The sequence below is a fragment of the Sphingomonas benefaciens genome (assembly GCF_052907485.1).
Genome location: NZ_JBREIC010000002.1, coordinates 544,749 through 565,000, shown reverse-complemented (window position 1 = coordinate 565,000; position 20,252 = coordinate 544,749). Strand labels below are relative to the sequence as shown.

Genomic DNA, 20,252 nt, shown 5'->3' with positions numbered 1-20,252 from the left:
ATGACGGCACCCGCCATCGCATGCCGCGGGCTGACGCGCAGCTTCGGCAAGGGCGAGGCGCGCGTCGCCGCCCTGCGCGGCATCGACCTCGACGTGAACGCAGGCGAGATCGTGCTGCTCTCGGGGCCATCCGGCTGCGGCAAGACCACGTTGCTCTCGATCATCGCGACCTTGCTCGACGCCGACGATGGCGAGGTCGCGATCGCCGGCGAACCGACCACCATGCTTCCGCCCCCGAGCCGGGCAGCGCTGCGCGCCCGCCTGATCGGCTTCGTGTTCCAGTCGTTCAATCTGCTGCCCGCGCTTAATGCGCGCCAGAACGTCAGCGTGCCGCTGCTGCTGGCTGGCAGTGGACGAAAGGCGGCCGAGCGCCGCGCCGACGAGGCGCTGGCGGCCGTCGGCCTCGGCCACCGGGCCGGTCATCTGCCGCGGCAGCTCAGCGGTGGTCAGCAGCAGCGGGTCGCGATCGCGCGTGCCATCGTCCACCGGCCGGCGGTGCTGCTGTGCGACGAGCCGACCAGCGCGCTCGACCACGACACCGGACAGCAGGTCATGACGGTCCTGCGCGATCAGGTGCGGGCGCAGGGCGCGGCGCTGCTCGTCGTCAGCCACGATCCCCGGATCGAACCGTTCGCCGATCGCATCATCCGGATGGAAGACGGACGTGTCGTCACGGGCCAGGACAGGCAGGCGGCATGAGCTGGCCGCTCCGCATCCTTGGCGGTCTTGCCCTGATCGGTGCTGCGGGGGCCGGCATCGCGGTGCTCCACGATCGTGGATCGCCAGCGCCCCCCGCACTGCCGGCCTCGCAGCCCGCCGACGACGGCCATGTCGCCGGTAGCGGCATCGTCGAGGCCAGCACCGGCACGATCGCGATCGGGACACCCGTTACCGGTCTGGTGGAACGGCTGGACGTCGCTTGGAACGACCACGTCGCCAAGGGCCAGCCGCTCTTCCGTATCGATGCCCGTGATCTTGCCAACCGGCGTGGCACTTTGCTCGCGGCGATCGATCAGGCGCAGGCCGCCGTGCCGGCGGTGCAACGCAAGTTCGACGCCGTGGCGGCACCGCAAATGGCAGGCTTCGTCACCCGCACGGACCTCGTGCAGCGGCAGTCGGATCTGGCGGTCGCCAACGCCAACGTCGAGGCGGCGCGCGCGCAGTTGCACGAGCTCGACGCCGAAACGGCGCGGCGGACCGTCCGCGCACCCGTCTCCGGCCGCATCCTCAAGATCAACGTCCGTCCCGGCGAGGTCGCCGAAAGCACGGCGACGGCCGGCCCCGTCCTGCTGATGGGCGGCGACGATCCGCTCTACGTGCGCGTCGACGTCGACGAGCACGATGCATGGCGCGTCCGAGGCGGCGTTCCCGGCGAGGCGTTCGTGCAGGGACGGCACCAGCTCCATGCTCCGCTGCGGTTCGTGCGCATCGAACCGTTCGTCCAGCCCAAGACCAGCCTGACCGGCGCCGCGGCGGAACGGACCGACACGCGGGTCCTGCAGATCATCTACGCGATCGATCCCAAGGCGCTGCCCGTCTACATCGGACAGCAGGTCGACGTGGTCCTGGACGCCCGCAAGGCGAAGGCGCGACCCTGATGATCCGCATCGCGGTGCGGATGCTGGTCGCCAGCACCGGCAAGTTCCTGGCGCTGGTCGTCGGCATCGCCTTCGCCTCGTTCCTCTCCTGCTTTGCCGCCTGCTACTTCGCGGGCTTCATGACGCGCAGCTTCGCGCTCGTCGCGGAACAGCCTGGCGACGTCTGGGTGATGGATCGCACCACGGCATCCCCCGACCAGTTTGCGAACATGACGGCGTCCGCGCGCGACCGGGTACGCTCCGTGACCGGCGTCGCCGACGCCGCGGTCCTGGCGCTTGGTCATGCCGATGCGCGCATGCCCGACGGCCGTCTGCAGCCCTTCGACGTCGTCGGAGTGGACGATGCGACGCTCGCCGGCGCGCCGGCGGTCGATGGTGCGCCAGGAACCGGCCTGCTTCGCGAACCCGAGGCGGCGATCGTCGATGCGGGAGGTTCGGAGGGCAAGCTCGACACCGCCGAACGCCCCGTCTCCGGTGTCTCGCCGCCGGATGCCAAGATCCGGCAGCTTCGGGCGGGCGATGAGCTGACCATCGCCGATCATCGGGTGGTAGTCGGCGGCGTGTCACACGGACTGCCGCGATTCCCGCCGCGGCCGCTTCTCTACATGAGCTGGTCGAACGCCGCGCGTGTGCTGCCGCCCGAACGGCTGCGCACCTCGTTCGTCGTGGTCCGCGCGTCCCCCGGCACGAACCCGTCCGATCTCGCTCGGTCCATCGCCAGCCAGACGGGCTATGCCGCATTCACCCGCGCAGACTTCGAGTCGGCCACCGTGCAGTGGTTTCTGGCGACATCGGAGGACGTCGGCGACATCGCGACCATGCTGACCATCGCGGTGGCGATCGGGTTCGGGTTCACCACCGTCATGCTCTACATCTTCACCGCCGATCACCTTCGGCAATATGCCGTTCTGACCGCGCTTGGTGCACGCTCCGGCGTCCTGTGGCGCATGGTCATGGCGCAGGTTGCCGTTGCTGGGCTTATCGGGACCGGCATCGGGCTTGGCGCCTGTGCGCTGGCTGGGTTGATCGCCGACACGTTCGATCTGCCCTACCGAATGATGGTGTGGGCACCTTTCGGCTGCCTGGCGCTGAACGCCGTCGCGTGCGTCGGGGCGGCATTCGTCAGCACGCGACCCGTGCTGCGCCTGGAACCCGCGCGGGTCTTCGCCGCTTGAGACGGCAGTATCCTAGCTGCTCCGGCGACAAGCATCTGAACGATGTCCGTCAGCTAGGGAAGGCTAGGCTTCGGGCGCTCAGACCGACGTTTTGAAGTTCTGCAGTCGTCGTTGCGGCTGCCGACCTAGGACGTTCGTTCGGTTGGCAGCGGAGGTTGTCCGAAGCCTTACGCGCTCCACAAAAGCAGCTTTACTGCCGGCCGCGGTCGGCGCCACGATGCTCGAGCTCATCCTCGGCTGCCTCGCCCGTCCGTCGCAACGCGTCGAGCTCCTCGGTGGACTTCGTCTCGATTCCGGCAACCTCGTTGCGGGCACCTTGGATCGCATAGACCAGTTCGTCGATCTTGAGATGCAGCGCCTGCTCGCTGCGTCGCTGTCCGTTCAGCACCATTTGCGTCAGCGTGATCGACAGGACCGACAGGATGAGCGTCAGCGCATTCTCGCCGGCTGCGCCCGCCGCCAGGAACCAAATCGCGCAGAACAGCGCGACCAGCACGATGGCGGCGGGGTGACCGAACAGGTCCGCACCACGCCCGCAGATACGGCAGCCGAATTCGTACAGTTTACGACCCACCATTCGACCTCGGCTGCCCTACGCCTGTAACTTAGATGACGCGATCGCGCCTCGTCGAGTAGGATGCGCGATCCCGCTCGATTTCATCACGCGTATAGGCCGGCGCGCCCGGGTCGAACGCGTTCCAGCCCTGCGCACGGTAAGCGGCGCCACGCTCCGTCGCATCCACCGACCGATAGGTATCGAGGATCGACTCCACCTGCCCCGGCGCCGCGTCGTCGGTACGGACGCTGACCAGGGTCCCGCCGCGGCGAACACCCTCGGAATAGACGTTCGCCTCCTCGTCGCTGTGGCCGGCGTTCTTGAGCGCACCGACGATGCTTCCCGTTGCCGCACCGCCCACAGCGCCGATACCGGCGCCCGCTGCGGTCGCAGCCAGCCAGCCGGCCGCGACGATGGGCCCGAGCCCTGGAATGGCGAGCAGGCCCAGACCGGCGAGAAGCCCACCGGCGCCGCCCAGCACGGCGCCCGTCGACGTGCCGCGGCTGACGTCGCCGTGGTCGTTGACGCCGTCGTGCCCCGTGTCACCGGCCTGATGGCGCCCATCGGCATCGTTGGCGATGATGCTGATGCTGCCGTGTGGCACACCGTGACTCTCAAGGGCCGAGACGGCCGCCTTGGCATCGGCGTAATCGTCGAACAGACGCGTAATCGTTCTGGTCATGGTTGTCTCCTGAAGAGCTGACCGCTCGCCTCAGCGAGTGGTGATGTTGCCCTTGTAATCGAGCATCACGGTCGTCTTGGCGCCGTTGCGTACCGCGGTTCCCTGCCAGACGCCGTTGCGATCCTTGGCCAAGCGGCTGACCGCGCTGAACCCGGCCTTCTCCAGGCGGCCGCGCGCCTGTGCCTCGGTGAACGAGTTGCGCCCCTTGGCGGGCATCGCGACGCCATGGGCGGTGGGATGCTTTATCGCCGGATTGTGTGACCTGTCCGTGCTCTGGGCCGACGTCCCCGTCGCAATGGACGCCGCGAGGATCGCAGCGATGACGTGCCGGTGCATATTAGCCTCCGTGATCGGGGGGCGGCGTCGGCCGCTCCGTGACCGCACGTTGCGGATGAGGAGTCGGGCGACGCGACGCGCCGTTTAGCGGACCGAGCCGCGGCGAAAGAGATTGACGATCCCCAGCAGGACCACCGCGCCAAGCAGCGACACCAGGATCGACGGCAGGCTGATGATGCCGCTGGTGATGGGCGCGCCGCCGATCAGCGGCGTCAGCAGGAAGCCGGCAAGCATGGCACCGACGATCCCGACCACCACGTTGAGGAAGATTCCCTGCTGACCATCGGTCCGCATGATGATGCTGGCCACCCAGCCGATCAGCCCCCCAACGACGAGTAAGATTATCAAGCCCATGACATCCTCCGCGGGCGGACTGGCGGAATTGCCGATCATCGCCTCTGCTGCCGTATCAACCCGCAGGGAGGTCTGGACGTTCATCGGAGATTACGGCCGGCCCCGGCGCGCATGGTAGTTTCGTCACGATCGAATTGGTAATTCCGCACCGCGGGCGCTGGAACTCCGCGCCTCGCCGAAGGCTTCATGCCGCATGGACGATCAGCCGATGCAAGCCTTCCACGCGCCGACCCTGCGCCATCTGGAACAGCTGATGGCGGGCCTCACCGTCGGCGTGATCCTGGTCGATCCGTCGGGAGCGATCGTCGGGACGAACGATGCGGCATTGTCCATGCATGGCGTGCATCATGCCGACGAACTGGGCGCGACGGCCGACGACTATTGCCAGCGTTTCTGCCTGCGCTACCGCAACCATCAGCGCCTGGCGCGGCGCGACTATCCGATCATGCGCATGCTGGCCGGCGAGAACTTCCCCGACGTGGTCGTCGATGTCGCGCCGATCGGCACCAACGAGCCGCGCTGGACCCATATGGTCCACGACGTCGTGATGGACGTCGACGGCGGCGACCCTGACTATCTTGCCCTCGTCATTCAAGACGTTTCCGAGCGCTACGATGCGGAGGCACGGTTCGAGGCGATGTTCCAGGCCAACCCAGCCCCTGCGCTGATCCTGCGCCTCGCCGACCAGCGCTTTGTCCGGGCCAACTCAGGCTTCGCGGAATTGTGCGGATGTTCGCGCGACGCGATCGAGGGACGGCATCTGCGTGATCTCGACATTCTGGCCCATACGGAGCGGAACGCGCTGGTCGCCGAGCGGCTTCAACGCGGCGCAACGATCCCGCAGGTCGAGGCGGAATTGCCATTGCCAGACGGATCGTCGCGGCTCGTCATCCTTGCCGGCCAGCCCATCGAGGTTGCCGACCAGCGTTGCATGCTCTTCACCTTCGCGGATCTGGAGCCGCGGCGGCTCGCACAGCGCGCTCTGGCGTCGAGCGAGCATCGCGCGGCGACGATGTTCCGGCTCGCCCCCGGCGGTATGGTCGTCACCGCTCTGCCCGACCACCGCATTGTCGAGGTCAACGAGGCTTTTGTCCGGCTGACCGGTCGCGGCTCACACGATCTGATCGGACGCGACGCGGATGAGATACAATTATGGAACGATGCAACGCAGCGCGAGGCCGTCGAGCGCGAGCTAGAGCGGCGCGGAGGCATACGTACTTACGACGTCCGCGTGCTCCCGGCGAGCGGCGCTCCGATCGACTGCTTGGTCTCGGCGGAGATCGTCGACCTGCATGACAAACGCTGCGCCCTCTGGCTCTATCAGGACGTGACGGCACGCCGCCACAGCGAGTTGGAACTCGTCGCAGCGATCGACGCGGTGATGAAGGACGCGAACTGGTTTAGCCGCTCGATCATGGACAAGCTAGCGACGCTACGTGGCGGCGGTGACGCGGAGCAGCACCATCCCCTCGACCTCAGCAAACGGGAACGCGAGGTGCTCGAACTCATCTGCCAGGGCGCCAACGACAAGGCTATCGCAGACCAGCTCGGGCTGACGAGCAATACTGTGCGCAACCACGTATCGCGCCTCTATGCGAAGATCGGCGTCAACCGGCGCAGCGCAGCGGTCATCTGGGCTCGCGAACGCGGCATCGGCATGGGTTGAGCAACCCCGTCCGTCCCCGTTGATAGCTCGTGAAATCGATCACGATCGACGGCGGGCTGGACCCATAATCGGCCACGCTACGTGACTAAGCCAATTCTCCATTCCTGCCGTTCATCTCGCGCGTGGCGGATCACCCGGGGATGCAGGCGATGGAAGGAGTGCTTTCGGGTGGGTGTCGCTGGCCATTGCCTGACGTCAGGCTGATCAAAGATTGCTAGGTGGGGCGGCGACTGCGATATCGTCATCTGGGTGCGCGCTTTGGCCGGAAGGCGCAGGTTTATGGCGTTGGTCGGGCCGCCGGCGCCGATTACCTGTGACCAGGAATGCCTATGCTCGATATGAAAGCATCCGCTCGACATGCGCACGCGCCTCTCGTCCTCGGCATATCCTGGAACAATCGACCGCTTCGATTGAGGGTTATCGGCGCGACGGTGGGGGGCGATCGATGAGCGGCGATATCGGGCTGACCGAACTCGGCACCCTCCTCGTCGTCGCCTCGCTCGTCGCGATGGTGTCGCGGCGGATCGGGCTGCCCTATACGGCGGGTCTGGTGCTTGCCGGCATCGGCCTCGCCTATCTGCCGGTCGGTGCCGAGCTGCCGCTGTCGCGCGAGCTGATCTTCAACGTCTTCCTGCCGCCGCTGATCTTCGAGGCGGCGATGCAGCTGCGCTGGTCGCGCTTCCGCGAGGAAATGCCCCTCACGGTCGTGCTCGCCTTCCTCGGCGTTGCGATCAGCGCGGTCGTGGTCGCGGGCGGCATGCACCTGCTGCTCGGCTGGAGCCTGCTCGGCGCGGCCTTCTTCGGGGTGCTGATCGCGGCGACCGATCCGGTGTCGGTGATCGCCGCCTTCAAGGAGATGAAGGCCGAGCCGCGGCTCAGCATGGTGGTCGAATCCGAGAGCCTTCTCAACGATGGTGTCGCGGCGGTCGGCTTCGCGATTCTCGTGGGCATCGCCAATGGCGAGGCGCTGACCGTATCGGGCGCCGCCTTGGCGCTGCTGTGGACGGTCGCCGGCGGTCTGGTGATCGGCGTGGCGATCGGCATCGGCGTGCTGACCCTCGCCGGCCGGACGAGCGATCATCTGGTCGAGGTGACGCTGACCACCGTGGTCGCCTGGGGATCGTTCCTGCTCGCCGAACATGTTCATGCGTCGGGCGTGTTCGCGGCGCTCGCGGCAGGCCTCATCGTCGGCAACGTCGGGCCGCGCGGTTCGATCTCGGTCGCGGGGCGCCAGCATGTGCAGGATTTCTGGGCCTATGCCGCCTTCCTTGCCAATTCCTGTCTGTTCCTGCTGATCGGCAGCCACGAGGCGCATCAGCCGATCGCCTTGGTGTCGCTGCCGCTGGTCGTCGCGATCGTCCTCACGCTGATCGGCCGCGCGGCGGCGGTTTACCCGCTGGCGCTGCCGTTCGCGCGATCGCAGCTGCGGCTGCCCGCGACCTATCAGCATGTGCTGGTCTGGGGCGGATTGCGCGGCGCGGTCGGCCTCGCGCTGGCGCTGGCGGTGCCGGCGAGCGTCGCCGAGCGCGGACAGATCGTCGTCATCACCTTCGGCGTGGTCGCCTTCTCGATCTTCGCACAGGGGCTGACGATGCCCCGTCTGCTCCGCCGCTGGCAATTGACCGGATCGGACGAGGCGGAACACTGACGCGCTGCTGCTGCGGAACCCCACGCCGTCGCCAAGGCTTGGACAGCCGAAAGGGGAGCGGCCGTGACGCGTTGGCAATGGGTGATCCGACTGCTGACGCGCCGGATGTGGTTCCGGGCGGCGCTGATGTGCGGCTTCGGCGGGGCTCTCGCGCTTGCCGGCGCGCTGGTCGGGCACACCATCTCCTATCACTTCGCCGCGACGGTTGGATCCAAGTCGGTCGACAGCATCCTCACCATGCTCGCCTCGAGCATGCTGGCGGTCACCACCTTCTCGCTGACCGCGATGGTGTCGGCCTATTCGGGGGCGACCAGCACGATCACGCCGCGCGCGGTCCAGCTGCTGATCGACGACAGCACCGCACAGAATGCGCTTGCCACCTTCCTCGGCAGCTTCCTGTTCGCAATCGTCGGCATCGTCGCGCTGTCGACCGGCCTCTACGGCGATACCGGCCGCGTCATCCTGTTCTTCGGCACCATCCTGGTCATCCTGTTCATCGTCGTGACGTTGCTGCGCTGGACCGAGCATATCGCCCGATTCGGCCGCGTGTCCGACACGATCGACCGGGTCGAGCGCGCGGCGATGTCAGCGGTGGAGACGATCGCCGTACCGCTGGCGCTGGATGGCGAACCGCCCACGGTCGAGCAGAGCGGCAGGACGGCCGTGCCGGCGCCGACGATGGCGCGGGTCACCCATGTCGACATCGCGCGGCTGGGTCGGATCGCCAAGGCGATGGATGCCGACATCCACGTGCTCGCCCTCCCTGGCAGCCCGGTCGAACCCGGACGGCCGATGGCGCTGATTGGCGCCGCCGCCGATGAGGCGGCGGTGGACGACGTGCAACAGGCCTTCACGCTGGCGCACCAGCGCGCCTTCGATCACGATCCGCGCTTCGGTCTGGTGGTGCTGTCGGAGATCGCGTCCCGGGCGCTGTCACCGGCGGTCAACGATCCCGGCACCGCCATTGCGGTGATCGAAGCGGGCAGCCGGGTGATGCTGCGGCTGCTCGATTTCGGGTCGCAGCAGATCACGCCGCTACCCACCAAAGTTCATGTTTCACCGATTCCGCTAGCCGCATTGCTCGACGACTGGTGCAGGCCCATTGCGCGCGACGGCGCCGGACTCGTCGAAGTCGGCGTTCGCCTGCAAAAGGCGCTCGGGGCGCTAGCGCGGCATGCGCCGGCGGCACGACAGCTTCTCGCGCGCGAGGCTTCCGATGCCGTCGATCGGGCACGCGCCGCGCTGACCAGCGACACAGACCGGGAGCTGGTCGAGCAGACGCATCGCGAGGCATTTGGAGTCAGCGAACACGAACATCTCGCCCTTGGAATGTAGACGCGACACCTCGCGCGACTGCAGCATTATTTGGTCGAGGCGGAGGATTTATCCGCCTTTCCCTTGCAACAGACGGGCGGCCACATTCCGCGCCATAGCTGTCCGCAAAGACGCTTGATGGCCGCCAGCGCTCATTGGGTACCATTAACCTTCGACAAATACGCAAGTTTATCGATGTGGTACCTCGCTCATTCCGCAACCCACGGAAGGAGAGTGCGGCATGCCAGCGAAATTATTCTTGAACCGCCTTTGCCAGCTCGCAGACTTGGAAGAGCTCGACATCGACCTCGTCCAATCCATCCCCTGGTCATCCGTGTCGGTCAAGCGCGGGCGCGATATCCTGCAGGTCGGGGATCGCCCGGGTTACGTCTACGTCATCGAGAGCGGCTGGGCTGCACGTTACAGCGTCCGCAGGAATGGAAGCCGACGTATCACGGGGTTCATGCTTCCGGGCGATTTCTGCGGCATTCACGCCGTGACCGGAGAGGCGATGGAGCACGCCATCGTCGCCCTGACGGACTGCGAGGTGGCGCGAGTCCAGGCTAATGTGATCGAACAAGCCGTCGCAGTGTCTCCCGCGATCGGCAAGGCATTGTGGCGTGCGAAGCTGACCGACGAAGCTATCTTGCGGATGTGGCTGCTGAATTCGCAGGATGCGGAAACTGCGCTGGCCCATCTGATTTGTGAGCTGCACACCCGAGCTGATGCCATCGGCGCGGTCCGTGACGGTCGATTCCTGGTGCCGGTGATACAGGAGCAGCTTGGCGACGCGCTTGGCCTGACTGCGGTGCACGTCAACCGTATGATGAAAAAGCTGCGACTTGCCGGTCTTGTAGAGTTCGAAGGGCATGAGGTCATCATCCCCGACATAGCCGCGTTGGAATCGGCCTGCGGCTTTTCGCCCTCGTATCTTCATCTGCCTTTGGTCACAGGGCATCCGGCGCTGGCGGCGTGACGGTACGGACATATCCGTCACGCCTCGGCATCCCCAGTGCCATCGCACACGCACAGGCTGTACCGCGCGAGACTTCACGCGTCGGGAACGCCTGTGACATTCATAATAAGGCTTGGATAGCGCCGAAGAACATTCTGACAATTTGACGCACTAGATTCGGCTTGCACGCATCCCGAACCGACGACGATGCTGTTGCCTGGTCCGCAGCGACTGGAAAGTTCTGAAGGAAGGCTCATGGCATCGAAACGGTCATTATGCGCGAACTAACTGTTCAACCTGTCGATGCTCACCACAAAACAGATTAATGATCAGGATCATACAGGATGGCACTCGCCGATTGAGGCGCATTAGGGACATGCACTTGCGCTGCAAGTAAGATCAACTCGCCGGCGGGGGCCGATCAGGGAGATACTGATGAGCACTCCAATTCCGGCTGACGCCCCATTTCCCGCCGCACAGTCGCATCTGCTCATCTGTTTTTCTCACCTGCGCTGGGATTTCGTGTTCCAGCGGCCACAGCATCTGATGACCCGCATGGCCGAGCGGATGGCCGTGGTCTTTTGGGAAGAGCCGGTAATCGACGGCGATCAGCCGCCAGCTTTAGAGGTGCGACACGATGGCGATGTCTGCATCGTCGTTCCGCATCTGCCGACGGGGCTCGACGCGGACGCCAGCCAGATTGCGCTCACCGAACTGCTTGGCGACTTTCTGAAGGATCAGCCACCGGTTGCCGTCCGCTGGTATTACACGCCGATGATGCTTGCCTTCTCGCGCGACGTCGAGGCGCAATGCACCGTCTACGATTGTATGGACGAACTGTCCGCGTTCCGCTTTGCACCGGCTGAACTGCTGGCCCTGGAAAGCGAATTGCTCCGTGCGGCCGACCTCGTTTTCACCGGTGGCTACAGCCTTTACGAAGCGAAGCGCGAACGGCATGCGGACGTGCGGCCTTTTCCGTCCAGCGTCGATGTCGCGCATTTCGCCCGGGCGCGGGACGCCACGCCATGCCCGGACCTACCGGCAACGCTCGGCTTCTACGGCGTGATCGACGAGCGCATGGACATGGACCTTGTCGCGCAGCTCGCCGATGCGCGACCAGATTGGCGGATCGAGATGGTCGGCCCGGTGGTCAAGATCGACCCGATCGACCTGCCGCGGCGCGACAACCTTCACTATCTCGGGCCGCGATCCTACGACGACCTTCCCGACACCGTCGCGTGCTGGGACGTCGCGTTGATGCCCTTCGCGATCAACGATGCGACCCGGTTCATCAGCCCGACCAAGACGCCGGAATATCTTGCCGCTGGCCGGCCGGTGGTGTCGACGCCGATTGTCGACGTGGCCCGGCATTACGGCACCATGGCCGGCGTGATGATCGCCTCCGGCTCCCGCTTCGTCGCCGCGTGCGACGAGGCGCTGGCGCTCGCTCGCGGCAGCGACATGGCGTGGCGCGACGAGGCCGACGCCGTGCTTGCCGCGTCCTCGTGGGACGACACCGCGGCGGCCATGCTGGCAGCGATCGCCGAGGTCGCCTTGCCGCCCTCGCGCCCGCACTATGACGTTCTCGTCGTCGGTGCCGGATTTGCCGGCAGTGTCATGGCGGAGCGATTCGCGTCCGAGGGCGATACACGCGTGCTGGTGATCGACCGACGTGCGCACATTGGCGGCAACGCCTATGATGAAGAGGACGCGGCCGGCATCCTGATCCATCGCTATGGCCCTCATATCTTCCATACCAATTCGGCCGAAGTCTTCGAGTATCTGTCGCGATTCACCGATTGGCGGCCTTACCAACACCGCGTCCTCGCGGAGGTCCGCGGCCGGCAAGTGCCAGTCCCGATCAATCGTACCACGCTCAATATCTTGTTCGACGCCGGGCTGGACAGTGATGCGGAGGCCGCCGCCTTTCTGGCCGCCCGTGCCCAGCCGGTCGGAGAAATCCGCTCGTCGCAAGACGTCGTCGTCTCCACCGTCGGCGACGAACTCTACCGGTTGTTCTTCCGCGGCTACACGCGCAAGCAATGGGGTCTCGACCCGTCTGAGCTCGACAAGGCGGTCACCGCCCGCGTGCCGACCCGCACCAATACCGACGATCGCTATTTCACCGATACCTTCCAGGCGATGCCCGCCGAGGGCTACACCGCGATGTTCGCGCGCATGCTTGATCATCCCAACATCGACGTCCGGCTCGACACGGACTTTGCCACGGCAAAGCATATGGTCGACTTCGACAGGCTCGTATTCACCGGCCCCATAGACGAATATTTCGACCATTGTTACGGGGCACTTCCCTATCGCTCGTTGCGGTTCGAACATCGCAGCCTGCCCGTCGCGCGACATCAGCCGGTGGCTGTCGTCAATTATCCGGACGAGACGGTGCCGTATACGCGGGTCACCGAGTACAAGCATCTGACCGGCCAGATTGCCCCGGTGACCAGCGTCACCTACGAATTTCCGACCGCGGAGGGCGATCCCTATTATCCGATCCCCCGCCCAGAAAATCAGGCACTGTTCAAACGCTACGAGGCGCTTGCTCTTGCCGAGCCGGATGTTCTGTTCGTCGGGCGCCTTGCCACCTACCGCTATTACAACATGGACCAGGTCGTGGGTCAGGCGCTCGCCACCTATCGCAAGTTCAAGGCACGCAAGGATCCGGCGCCGCTCGCGACCGCCGCGGAATGATATGACCGGCGAAGCCATGGGTGGGCTGCTGCGGCGGCGGCACATCCTTTTGATTCACGAGGACGCGTTCATCGGGCGGTATCTCGCCGAGGTGATCATGCGCAGCGGCGGCACAGTGACGCATCTCCCTGGGGTCACGGCGGGTGCGGCGCCGTTCGACATCCTCCTGCTGGCGTGTGCCCTGGTATTGAGTGACACGGCGCCCGCCAGCGATGCCGTTGCGGCCGCTGCCGCCGAACGCGGCCTCCCCTTTGCGATCGTGAGGTCTGCACAGCGCGCCTGTGCCGTCGCGCCGACCGAGCACGTGTTGACCGCCCCATTTGCGGGTTTTCAGGTCGTCGAACTGTTGCATCACATGCTCGAGAGGCAGGAGCCCGCCATCGGCACTGCGGCAGATCGGCCCCGTCATGGCGGTTGACGCGAAGCGGATCGAACTTTGGGGGGGCGTCGAATGCACCGTCAACCGCGTGGGCGACGCCTATCGGGACCAGCTGCGATTGAGCGGCCATCAAGGCCGGCCCGACGATCTCGACCGATTTGCGGGTCTCGGCATCAACGGCCTGCGATATCCCGTTCTATGGGAGCGCACGGCATCAGCCGGCGTTCCCGACTGGACCTGGCCCGACCCGCGTCTCGAGCGCATACGTCTGCTCGGCATGCGACCGATCGTCGGCTTGGTCCATCACGGCAGCGGCCCCCGGCACACCCACCTGCTCGACGACGGCTTCGCCCCTGGGCTTGGCGCCTATGCGGGTCAGGTGGCCGCCCGCTATCCCTGGGTGGAGGCTTGGACGCCCGTCAACGAACCGCTGACCACGGCCCGTTTCGCCGCGCTTTACGGCCATTGGTATCCGCATGCGGCCGACGAACGGTCGTTCTGGCTGGCGCTGCTCAACCAGATCGATGCGACGCGCGCGGCCATGACCGCGATCCGCAGCATAACCCCAACCGCGAAGCTGGTGCAGACCGACGATCTCGGCCGCACCTATGCGACGCCTGCGCTGAGGGAGCAGGCCGACCATGACAATCTGCGTCGTTGGGCGGGTTGGGACCTGCTGTTCGGGCGGATCGACCCGACGCACCCGCTGTTTGGACGTCTGGACGCCCTGGGCTTCGGCGATCGTCTGCGCGCCATCGCGGATGATCCCTGCCCTCCCGACATCGTCGGCGTGAACCATTATCTGACAAGCGACCGCTTCCTCGATCATCGCCTCGACCGCTATCCCGGCGAATTACATGGCGGCAACGGACGGCTGCGTTACGCCGACACCGAAGCCTTGCGAGCCGCCAGCGCGACGCCGGCCGGCCTGGGCGGCGCCTTGCGGGAGGCCTGGGCACGGTATCGCACACCGATCGCGGTGACCGAGGTGCATAACGGCTGCACCCGCGACGAGCAGCTGCGCTGGGCGGCACAGGCATGGGACACGGCGCAGGCCGTAGCGGCGGAGGGCGCCGACATCGTTGCGGTCACGGCCTGGTCCTTACTTGGCAGCCATGGCTGGGATACGCTGTTGCGGGCGGACGGCACATACGAGTCCGGCGTCTACGATGTGGCTGGCGGTACGCCTCGTGAGACGGCCCTGGCGAGCTTATGGCGCGGTCTGCCACTGGACGCGCCGCGTCACCCCGTCGCTCTGGAGTGCGGATGGTGGGAGCGCCCGGAGCGTCTCATCTATGCAGACGAGCCCTTGGCGGTCCGACCTCAGCCGAAGCCCCGACCGGGGCGGCCATTGCTCATCTGGGGATGGGACGGCAGTCTTGTCGACCGGGTGTCGAACGCCTGTACCGCGCGCGGCATTACGCATGTGGTGGCTGGCCGCGACCTTCCTGCTTGGCCCGAGCGAGGCGATATCGAAGGGCTATTGCGGGCCTTGAAGCCTTGGGCCGTTTGCTACGTCGTGTCTGGCTTCCCTACCCCGAGCGCGGTCGGGGGACCAGCGTACGCCCGGTGTGATGAGGCGCATGCCTCGCCGTTGATCCAGGCCTGTTCGGCCATCGGCATTCCCTGCATGGGGCTCGACGCGCCAAGTCGCGAATCCGGCCTCGGCCAAGCGTCTGTCGACGTCGCTTTGGACCGTCTGATCGATGCATGGCCATGCCCGCACCAACCCATCGTCGAGCAGCAATAATCCCGGGCATCTCTCACTGGGGCAACGGTCGCCTTCGCCTGTTCCCTAGCCACGCAGAAGCGCCCGCCGAAGACGCCCCGCGTGACGCCGCTCGCCTATTTCAGCGTGTAGAGATAGGCCGTCATGTCGCGGGCGTCGCGTTCGGTGACACCCTGTTCGGGCATAGCGTTGCCGGGGATCATCGCCTGCGGATGCCGTAGCCAGCGCGCCATGGTGGCAGGGTCGTTCGGGAATTTTCCTGCGATCGTCGCACGCACCGCGACTTTACCCAGGTCGGGCCCGACCTGCCCGGTCGCGCCGGCGATACCCGGAATGACGTGGCAGCTGCCGCAGCCATAGGCTGCCATTGCTTCCCGCCCCGCCCGGCTGCTTCCGTCACTGACCTGGTCCGCCATGATCCGCGTGCGCGTCCGACCTTGCGCAAACATGATCCCGCCCGCCGCCATCGCCGCCAGCACGGCGGCCGCAAACAGCGCCCCGAGCCATTTCAGACTAGCGGGCATGCGGCACATCCTTCCCCGGTTCGGCCAGCAGGCGCCGCATCAGCAACAGCGCGGCGCCGGCGTGGACCAGCCCGCCTGGCACCCACATCAGCAACCCGGCAAGTTGCTGGTCTTCAGCCGGGCTGAGCCCGAACGGCGCCATGCCGAGACTGGCATAGCCGGCGTACCAGGGACTGGTGGCGAAGGCCATCAGCGCGCCGAGCGCGCCCGACACGATGGCGGTGGCGACGAGGCAGAGCGCAGCGCTTCCCGCCGGGGTGCGCCGATGCAGCATCGCCGTCCAGAACAGCAGCGCGGTGACGAGGAAGGACAGATGCTGCGCGACGTGCCAGCCCTCGCTCGCCAGCGCGCGGTCGAACAGCGCGGGGGCATGCCATAGCCACAGCGCGGCGGCCTGGAGCACGGTCGCGGTCACCGCGCCGGTGAGCCGTCGCCAGGGCAGCGACACGACCGGCAGCGCGGCGGCAAGGGCGCGCCGGCCTGCCGGCGGGAAGGCCCAGAGGATCACCACCAGCGGTTCGGCGAGCACCAGCAGCGGCGCGCCGACCAGCATCAGCAGCTCATGCTCGAACATATGCGCCGCGAAGGAGCGCTCGCCCGCCTCGTGCAGCGGCGAGATCAGCGCCGCGGCGAGTACGACCAGCCCGATCGCGTAGAGCAGGCCGCGCCGCCGCAGCGCCCCGCTTCCCTGCCCCGAGCGTGCATGAAGTCGTCGCCAGCCACGCGCGAACAGCCAGGCGGCGAGCAGCAGTGGTCCGACGATCCACGGGTCCAATGTCCAGCCCGGCGGCGCGTGATGGTCGCGCGCGCCGGTCGCGTGCGCCGCGGCGGGGACGGCGCGGAGCAGCGCCGCGAGCGGGAGCAGGCGGATCAGCCGACGCATGCCGGCACCAGCAGGATCGCGAGCGTCTGGAAGGCGATGGCCAGCGCGAAGATGCCCGCGAGCACCAGCGCCAGCCGCGCCAGCCACAGGAGCGAGAGCCGGTTGCCGCCGCGCCGCGCCAGCGGACGCGCCAGCCACGCCGCGAGCGCGCAGGCGGCCAGGCTCGCCGCCCCCCAGGCGAGTCCCCAGCCGGCGAGGTCGCAGCGCGCGTGGAGCAGCGCGGACAGGCCCTGCTCGAAGCCGAACCACGCGACCGGCGGCAGCAGCAGCGCCGCCCAGCTGCGCGCCCGCACGCTCACCATAGCCGCGCCAGCACATAGACGATCGCGCCGATCGGCAGCCAGGTCAGCACCACGAAGGTCCAGTAATTGGCATTGTCCTCGACGTCGGCGAACTGATCGTCGCCGACCTCGTGGGTGAACAGCCACGCCGCCTGCACCGCGGTGTCGCCCCAGTCGGTGACGACGTGGCTGGTGTGCAGCACCATCAGCATCCACACCACCGAGCCGTAGGCGTCGCGGTCCCAGCGCGTGTTGAGATGGGCGAACTCATAGCCGCGCGGGATCAGCAGCAGCAGGCCGATGACGGCCATCGCCGCCACGCCGATCCGCACGCCGCGCGCGTCCTTGGCGAGCGCGCGGCGGCGCACCCACAGGTTGGGCAGCTCGCTCACCAGCAGCCCGAGCGTGAAGACCAGGCCCCAGGTCAGGTCGGGCGGGCGCGTGCCGGGCGGCGGCCAATGCGGCGCCTGCTGCGTCATGAGGTACAGATAGGCCGCCGCGGCGAGCGCGAAGCCGGTGCCCTCGATCAGCATGAAGCCGATATTGCCCCACCAGACGAGGTGGCGCGCGCCGTTCGCGCTCGCCGGCAGGCCGGACAGATCGCCGACGATCTCCACCTCGCGCGGCTCAACCTCGCTCATGACCGCACCCGCAACGGGCCGGTCTTGGCGCGCCCGCGCTGTGGCCAGAACCAGCCGGTCAACGCCGCCGCGATCGGCAGCGCGCCCGCGACGATCGCCCAGGGCGTGAAGATGCTGCCGAGGAACATCGCGGTCACCGCCAGCGCCGCGACCACGGGCCAGATCGACGGCGACGCGCTCTTCTGCCGGTAGAGCGGCGCGGCATCGACCACCGAGGTGACGACCACCTCGCGCCGCTCGATCGCGATGCCGTCCATCACGCGCAGGGTCGGCGAGTCCCATAGCGGGGTCAGGCTGTCGACCACGGGCGTATAGGCGAGGTTCCACGGCGGCGACGGCGACTCGCCCGCCCATTCGAGCGTCGACGCGCCCCAGGGGTCGGCCCCCGCCGGCGCGCCGCGCCAATAGCTCAGCAGCGCGTTGGCGACGAACACCAGCCCGCCCGTCACCGCCACCGCGCTGCCCAGCGTCGCGACCTGGTTGAGCCCGTCCCAGCCCATGCCGGCGGGATAGGTATAGACCCGCCGCGGCATCCCCATCAGCCCGAGCAGGTGCATCGGCGCGAAACCGAGGTTGAACCCACCGACGATCAGCGCGAAGGCGACCCGCCCCCAGCGCTCCGACATCAGCCGCCCGGTCGCCTCGGGATACCAGTAGCAGAAGGCGCCGAAGAGCGGGAACATCGCCCCGCCGACCAGGACGTAATGGAAGTGCGCGACGACGAAATAGCTGTCGGTCAGCTGGAGGTCGAGCGCGGCCGAGGCGGTCATCACGCCGGAGAGCCCGCCGAGCACGAAGGTGGCGACGAAGCCGAGCACCCATAGCATCGGCGTCGCCAGCCACAGCCGCCCGGTCGCCATGGTCGCGATCCAGCAGAAGATCTGCAAGCCCGCCGGCACCGCGATCGCCATGCTCGCCGCGGTGTAGAAGTCGTTGCCGAGCCGCGGCAGCCCGACCGCGAACATGTGGTGCACCCACAGGCCGAAGGCGAGGCAGCCGATCGCCAGGATCGCGAGCACCAGCACGTGGTGGCCGAACAGCCGGCGCCGCGCGAAGGTCTCCACGATCGACGAGACGAAGCCGGTCGCGGGGATGAAGATGATGTACACCTCCGGGTGGCCGAAGAACCAGAACAGGTGCTGGAACAGCAGCACGTCGCCGTTGGCCGCAGGCGCGAAGAAATGCGTCGAGACGAGCCGGTCGGCGATCAGCATGCTCGTCACCAGCATAATCGCGGGCATCGAAAGGATCGTCATCAGCGACGCCACGAGCATCGCCCAGAGGAACACCGGCATCCGCGCCAGCGTCATGCCCGGCGGCCGCATCTTGAGGATGGTCGCGGCGACGTTGACCGAGGCGCACAGCGCCGCCACCTCGGTGAAGGTGATCATCTGCGCCCAGATGTCGGCGCGATGGCCGGGCGCATAGTTCGGCCCGGACAGCGGCGGATATTCGAACCAGCCGAGATCGGGCGTGATGTCGAGCGCGGGCGACACCCACAAGGTCAGCACGCCACCGAGATAGAGCCAGTAGCTGAACGCGCCGAGCCGCGGGAACGCCATGTTGCGCTGCCCCAGCATCAGCGGCACCAGCCACAGCGCCATCGCCTCCATCGCCGGCACCGACACCAGGAACAGCATCGTCGAGCCGTGCAGCGAGAAGCTCTCGTTGTAGAGCTGCGGCCCCATCCGCGTGTTCTCCGCCCAGGAAAGCTGCCAGCGCATGTCGAGCGCGAGCAGGCCGGCGAGGAACAGCAGCAGCAGCGCGGTGACGATGTAGCGTGCCGCGATCCGCTTGTGATCGACCGTGGTGAGGAAGCCCCACCAGCCCGGAACGTCGCGCCAGGCCTGCGCAAGGCGATCGCGGCGATCGGCGTCGGGGGTCATCGCAAGGCCATCAGATAGGACGCCACCGCGTCAGCATCGGCGGGGTTGAGCGGAATGGCCGGCATCGCCGTGCCGGGTTTGATCGCCTGCGGCTGCGCGATCCAGCCCTGAAGATTGCCGCGCGTCATCGTCAGCGTACCCGCGGCCAGCGTGTGGCGGGTCGCTACATGCGTGAGATCAGGGCCAGCGCGCCCACCTGCCGCCATACCGCGTATGGCGTGACAGGCCGCGCAAGCGTCGGCGAATACCTCAGCCCCTCGCCCGCTGTCAGCAACGGCCGGGCCCTTCTGCGCAGCCAGCCAGCTGTGGAAGGCGGCCGGCGCTTCCACCTTTACCGACAACGCCATATGCGCGTGCTGCAACCCACAGAATTCCGCACATTGCCCACGGAACCAGCCGGGTCTCCGCGCGGTGACGTCGAGGACGTTGGTGCGCCCCGGGATCATGTCGAGCTTGCCTGCGACATTGGGCACCCAGAAGCTGTGGATCACATCCGCCGCCCCCAGCACCAGCCGCACCGTCTGCCCCTGCGGCAGGTGAAGTTCATTGGCGGTTTCGACCCAGCCACCGCTCGCCGGATCGCGGTACTGGATCCGCCACCACCACTGATGCCCGGTGACACGCACCTCCAGCGCAGGCGAGATACGGGTGGCGAACAATGCTCGGTCGGCGAAGAAGCTGGCGGTGATCAGCATTGTCAGCCCGAGGACAATGGCGCCAACGGCAAGCGGCAGCAGTCGCGCCAACCGTCCGTCCATGCCGCGCGTGACGCTGCCATCGCCGCGTGCGTCTGCCCCGCGGCGACGCCACGCGCGCCATAGCGCCCAGCCGAGGCCGGAGGACACGACGACATAGACGCCGCCGCACACCCACATCATCAGGGCGAAAAGCGAAAACAGGGCATGCGCCTGATCACCTCCCGGGTTAAGCGTGCTTTGCGCA

20 protein-coding genes are annotated in these 20,252 nt (G+C 67.1%); 10 read left to right on the top strand and 10 right to left on the bottom strand.

From position 1 onward, the window contains the following. From ACU5AX_RS11085 to ACU5AX_RS11075, 3 genes are read left to right on the top strand one after another with little or no spacing between them, the layout of a single operon-like run. Positions 1-699, top strand: coding sequence for an ABC transporter ATP-binding protein (locus ACU5AX_RS11085; RefSeq protein WP_446690930.1), 699 nt, complete (start codon positions 1-3; stop codon positions 697-699). Then, entirely contained in the window at positions 696-1,598 is a 903-nt protein-coding gene (locus ACU5AX_RS11080) for an efflux RND transporter periplasmic adaptor subunit (RefSeq protein WP_446690929.1), read from the top strand. Before ACU5AX_RS11085 ends, ACU5AX_RS11080 begins: the two co-directional genes overlap by 4 nt. Next, complete coding sequence (locus ACU5AX_RS11075; RefSeq protein WP_446690928.1) at positions 1,598-2,773, top strand: FtsX-like permease family protein; 1,176 nt, start codon at positions 1,598-1,600, stop codon at positions 2,771-2,773. The genes ACU5AX_RS11080 and ACU5AX_RS11075 overlap by 1 nt, the downstream gene beginning before the upstream one ends. A gap of 190 nt (positions 2,774-2,963) precedes the next feature. Here ACU5AX_RS11075 and ACU5AX_RS11070 read toward each other — a convergent pair whose 3' ends face one another. The 4 genes from ACU5AX_RS11070 to ACU5AX_RS11055 form a co-directional block, all read right to left on the bottom strand. Then, a complete protein-coding gene (locus ACU5AX_RS11070; RefSeq protein ID WP_198353970.1) occupies positions 2,964-3,350 on the bottom strand; it encodes a low affinity iron permease family protein in 387 nt (128 codons plus the stop codon). Between the two features lie 28 nt (positions 3,351-3,378). Then, the gene (locus ACU5AX_RS11065; RefSeq protein ID WP_198353969.1) at positions 3,379-4,011 is read right to left on the bottom strand and encodes a hypothetical protein; all 633 of its coding nucleotides are present in this window, start codon (positions 4,009-4,011) and stop codon (positions 3,379-3,381) included. 30 nt (positions 4,012-4,041) lie between these two features. Beyond that, positions 4,042-4,347: a hypothetical protein gene (locus ACU5AX_RS11060; protein ID WP_198353968.1), complete on the bottom strand. Its 306-nt coding sequence runs from the start codon at positions 4,345-4,347 to the stop codon at positions 4,042-4,044. Between the two features lie 84 nt (positions 4,348-4,431). Next, positions 4,432-4,701 (bottom strand): GlsB/YeaQ/YmgE family stress response membrane protein, encoded by a 270-nt coding sequence (locus ACU5AX_RS11055; protein WP_198354459.1) that lies wholly within the window; start codon positions 4,699-4,701, stop codon positions 4,432-4,434. Between the two features lie 193 nt (positions 4,702-4,894). On the opposite strand from ACU5AX_RS11055, the gene ACU5AX_RS11050 reads away from it, so the two are divergent. From ACU5AX_RS11050 to ACU5AX_RS11020, 7 genes are all read left to right on the top strand, one after another. After that, the gene (locus ACU5AX_RS11050) at positions 4,895-6,367 is read left to right on the top strand and encodes a PAS domain S-box protein (RefSeq protein WP_446690927.1); all 1,473 of its coding nucleotides are present in this window, start codon (positions 4,895-4,897) and stop codon (positions 6,365-6,367) included. A 445-nt stretch (positions 6,368-6,812) separates the two neighbouring features. Continuing rightward, on the top strand, positions 6,813-8,015 hold the full coding sequence (locus ACU5AX_RS11045; protein ID WP_446690926.1) for a cation:proton antiporter: 1,203 nt from the start codon (positions 6,813-6,815) through the stop codon (positions 8,013-8,015). Between the two features lie 63 nt (positions 8,016-8,078). After that, positions 8,079-9,350 carry a DUF2254 domain-containing protein gene (locus ACU5AX_RS11040; protein ID WP_446690925.1) on the top strand — a complete coding sequence of 424 codons (1,272 nt, stop codon included), beginning with the start codon at positions 8,079-8,081 and terminating at the stop codon, positions 9,348-9,350. Positions 9,351-9,570: 220 nt separating this feature from the next. Further along, positions 9,571-10,305, top strand: coding sequence for a Crp/Fnr family transcriptional regulator (locus tag ACU5AX_RS11035; protein ID WP_446690924.1), 735 nt, complete (start codon positions 9,571-9,573; stop codon positions 10,303-10,305). A 414-nt stretch (positions 10,306-10,719) separates the two neighbouring features. Next, positions 10,720-12,987, top strand: coding sequence for a UDP-galactopyranose mutase (glf, locus tag ACU5AX_RS11030; protein WP_446690923.1), 2,268 nt, complete (start codon positions 10,720-10,722; stop codon positions 12,985-12,987). Between the two features lies 1 nt (position 12,988). Beyond that, positions 12,989-13,405 carry a hypothetical protein gene (locus ACU5AX_RS11025; protein WP_446690922.1) on the top strand — a complete coding sequence of 139 codons (417 nt, stop codon included), beginning with the start codon at positions 12,989-12,991 and terminating at the stop codon, positions 13,403-13,405. Continuing rightward, entirely contained in the window at positions 13,395-15,116 is a 1,722-nt protein-coding gene (locus tag ACU5AX_RS11020) for a glycoside hydrolase family 1 protein (RefSeq protein WP_446690921.1), read from the top strand. Before ACU5AX_RS11025 ends, ACU5AX_RS11020 begins: the two co-directional genes overlap by 11 nt. A 95-nt stretch (positions 15,117-15,211) precedes the next feature. On the opposite strand, the gene ACU5AX_RS11015 is transcribed toward ACU5AX_RS11020, so the two are convergent. The 6 genes from ACU5AX_RS11015 to ACU5AX_RS10990 are packed head-to-tail and all read right to left on the bottom strand — an operon-like array spanning position 15,212 to position 20,188. Further along, positions 15,212-15,619, bottom strand: a complete 408-nt coding sequence (locus tag ACU5AX_RS11015; protein ID WP_446690920.1) for a c-type cytochrome — start codon at positions 15,617-15,619, stop codon at positions 15,212-15,214. Further along, positions 15,609-16,502, bottom strand: a complete 894-nt coding sequence (locus ACU5AX_RS11010) for a cytochrome c oxidase assembly protein (protein ID WP_446690919.1) — start codon at positions 16,500-16,502, stop codon at positions 15,609-15,611. The genes ACU5AX_RS11015 and ACU5AX_RS11010 overlap by 11 nt, the downstream gene beginning before the upstream one ends. Further along, positions 16,490-16,804, bottom strand: a complete 315-nt coding sequence (locus tag ACU5AX_RS11005; protein ID WP_446690918.1) for a hypothetical protein — start codon at positions 16,802-16,804, stop codon at positions 16,490-16,492. The genes ACU5AX_RS11010 and ACU5AX_RS11005 overlap by 13 nt, the downstream gene beginning before the upstream one ends. Further along, positions 16,798-17,424 carry a cytochrome c oxidase subunit 3 gene (locus ACU5AX_RS11000; RefSeq protein ID WP_446690917.1) on the bottom strand — a complete coding sequence of 209 codons (627 nt, stop codon included), beginning with the start codon at positions 17,422-17,424 and terminating at the stop codon, positions 16,798-16,800. The genes ACU5AX_RS11005 and ACU5AX_RS11000 overlap by 7 nt, the downstream gene beginning before the upstream one ends. After that, positions 17,421-19,310: a cbb3-type cytochrome c oxidase subunit I gene (locus ACU5AX_RS10995; protein WP_446690916.1), complete on the bottom strand. Its 1,890-nt coding sequence runs from the start codon at positions 19,308-19,310 to the stop codon at positions 17,421-17,423. The genes ACU5AX_RS11000 and ACU5AX_RS10995 overlap by 4 nt, the downstream gene beginning before the upstream one ends. After that, positions 19,307-20,188, bottom strand: a complete 882-nt coding sequence (locus ACU5AX_RS10990; protein ID WP_446690915.1) for a cytochrome c oxidase subunit II — start codon at positions 20,186-20,188, stop codon at positions 19,307-19,309. The genes ACU5AX_RS10995 and ACU5AX_RS10990 overlap by 4 nt, the downstream gene beginning before the upstream one ends. Positions 20,189-20,252: the final 64 nt, after the last annotated feature.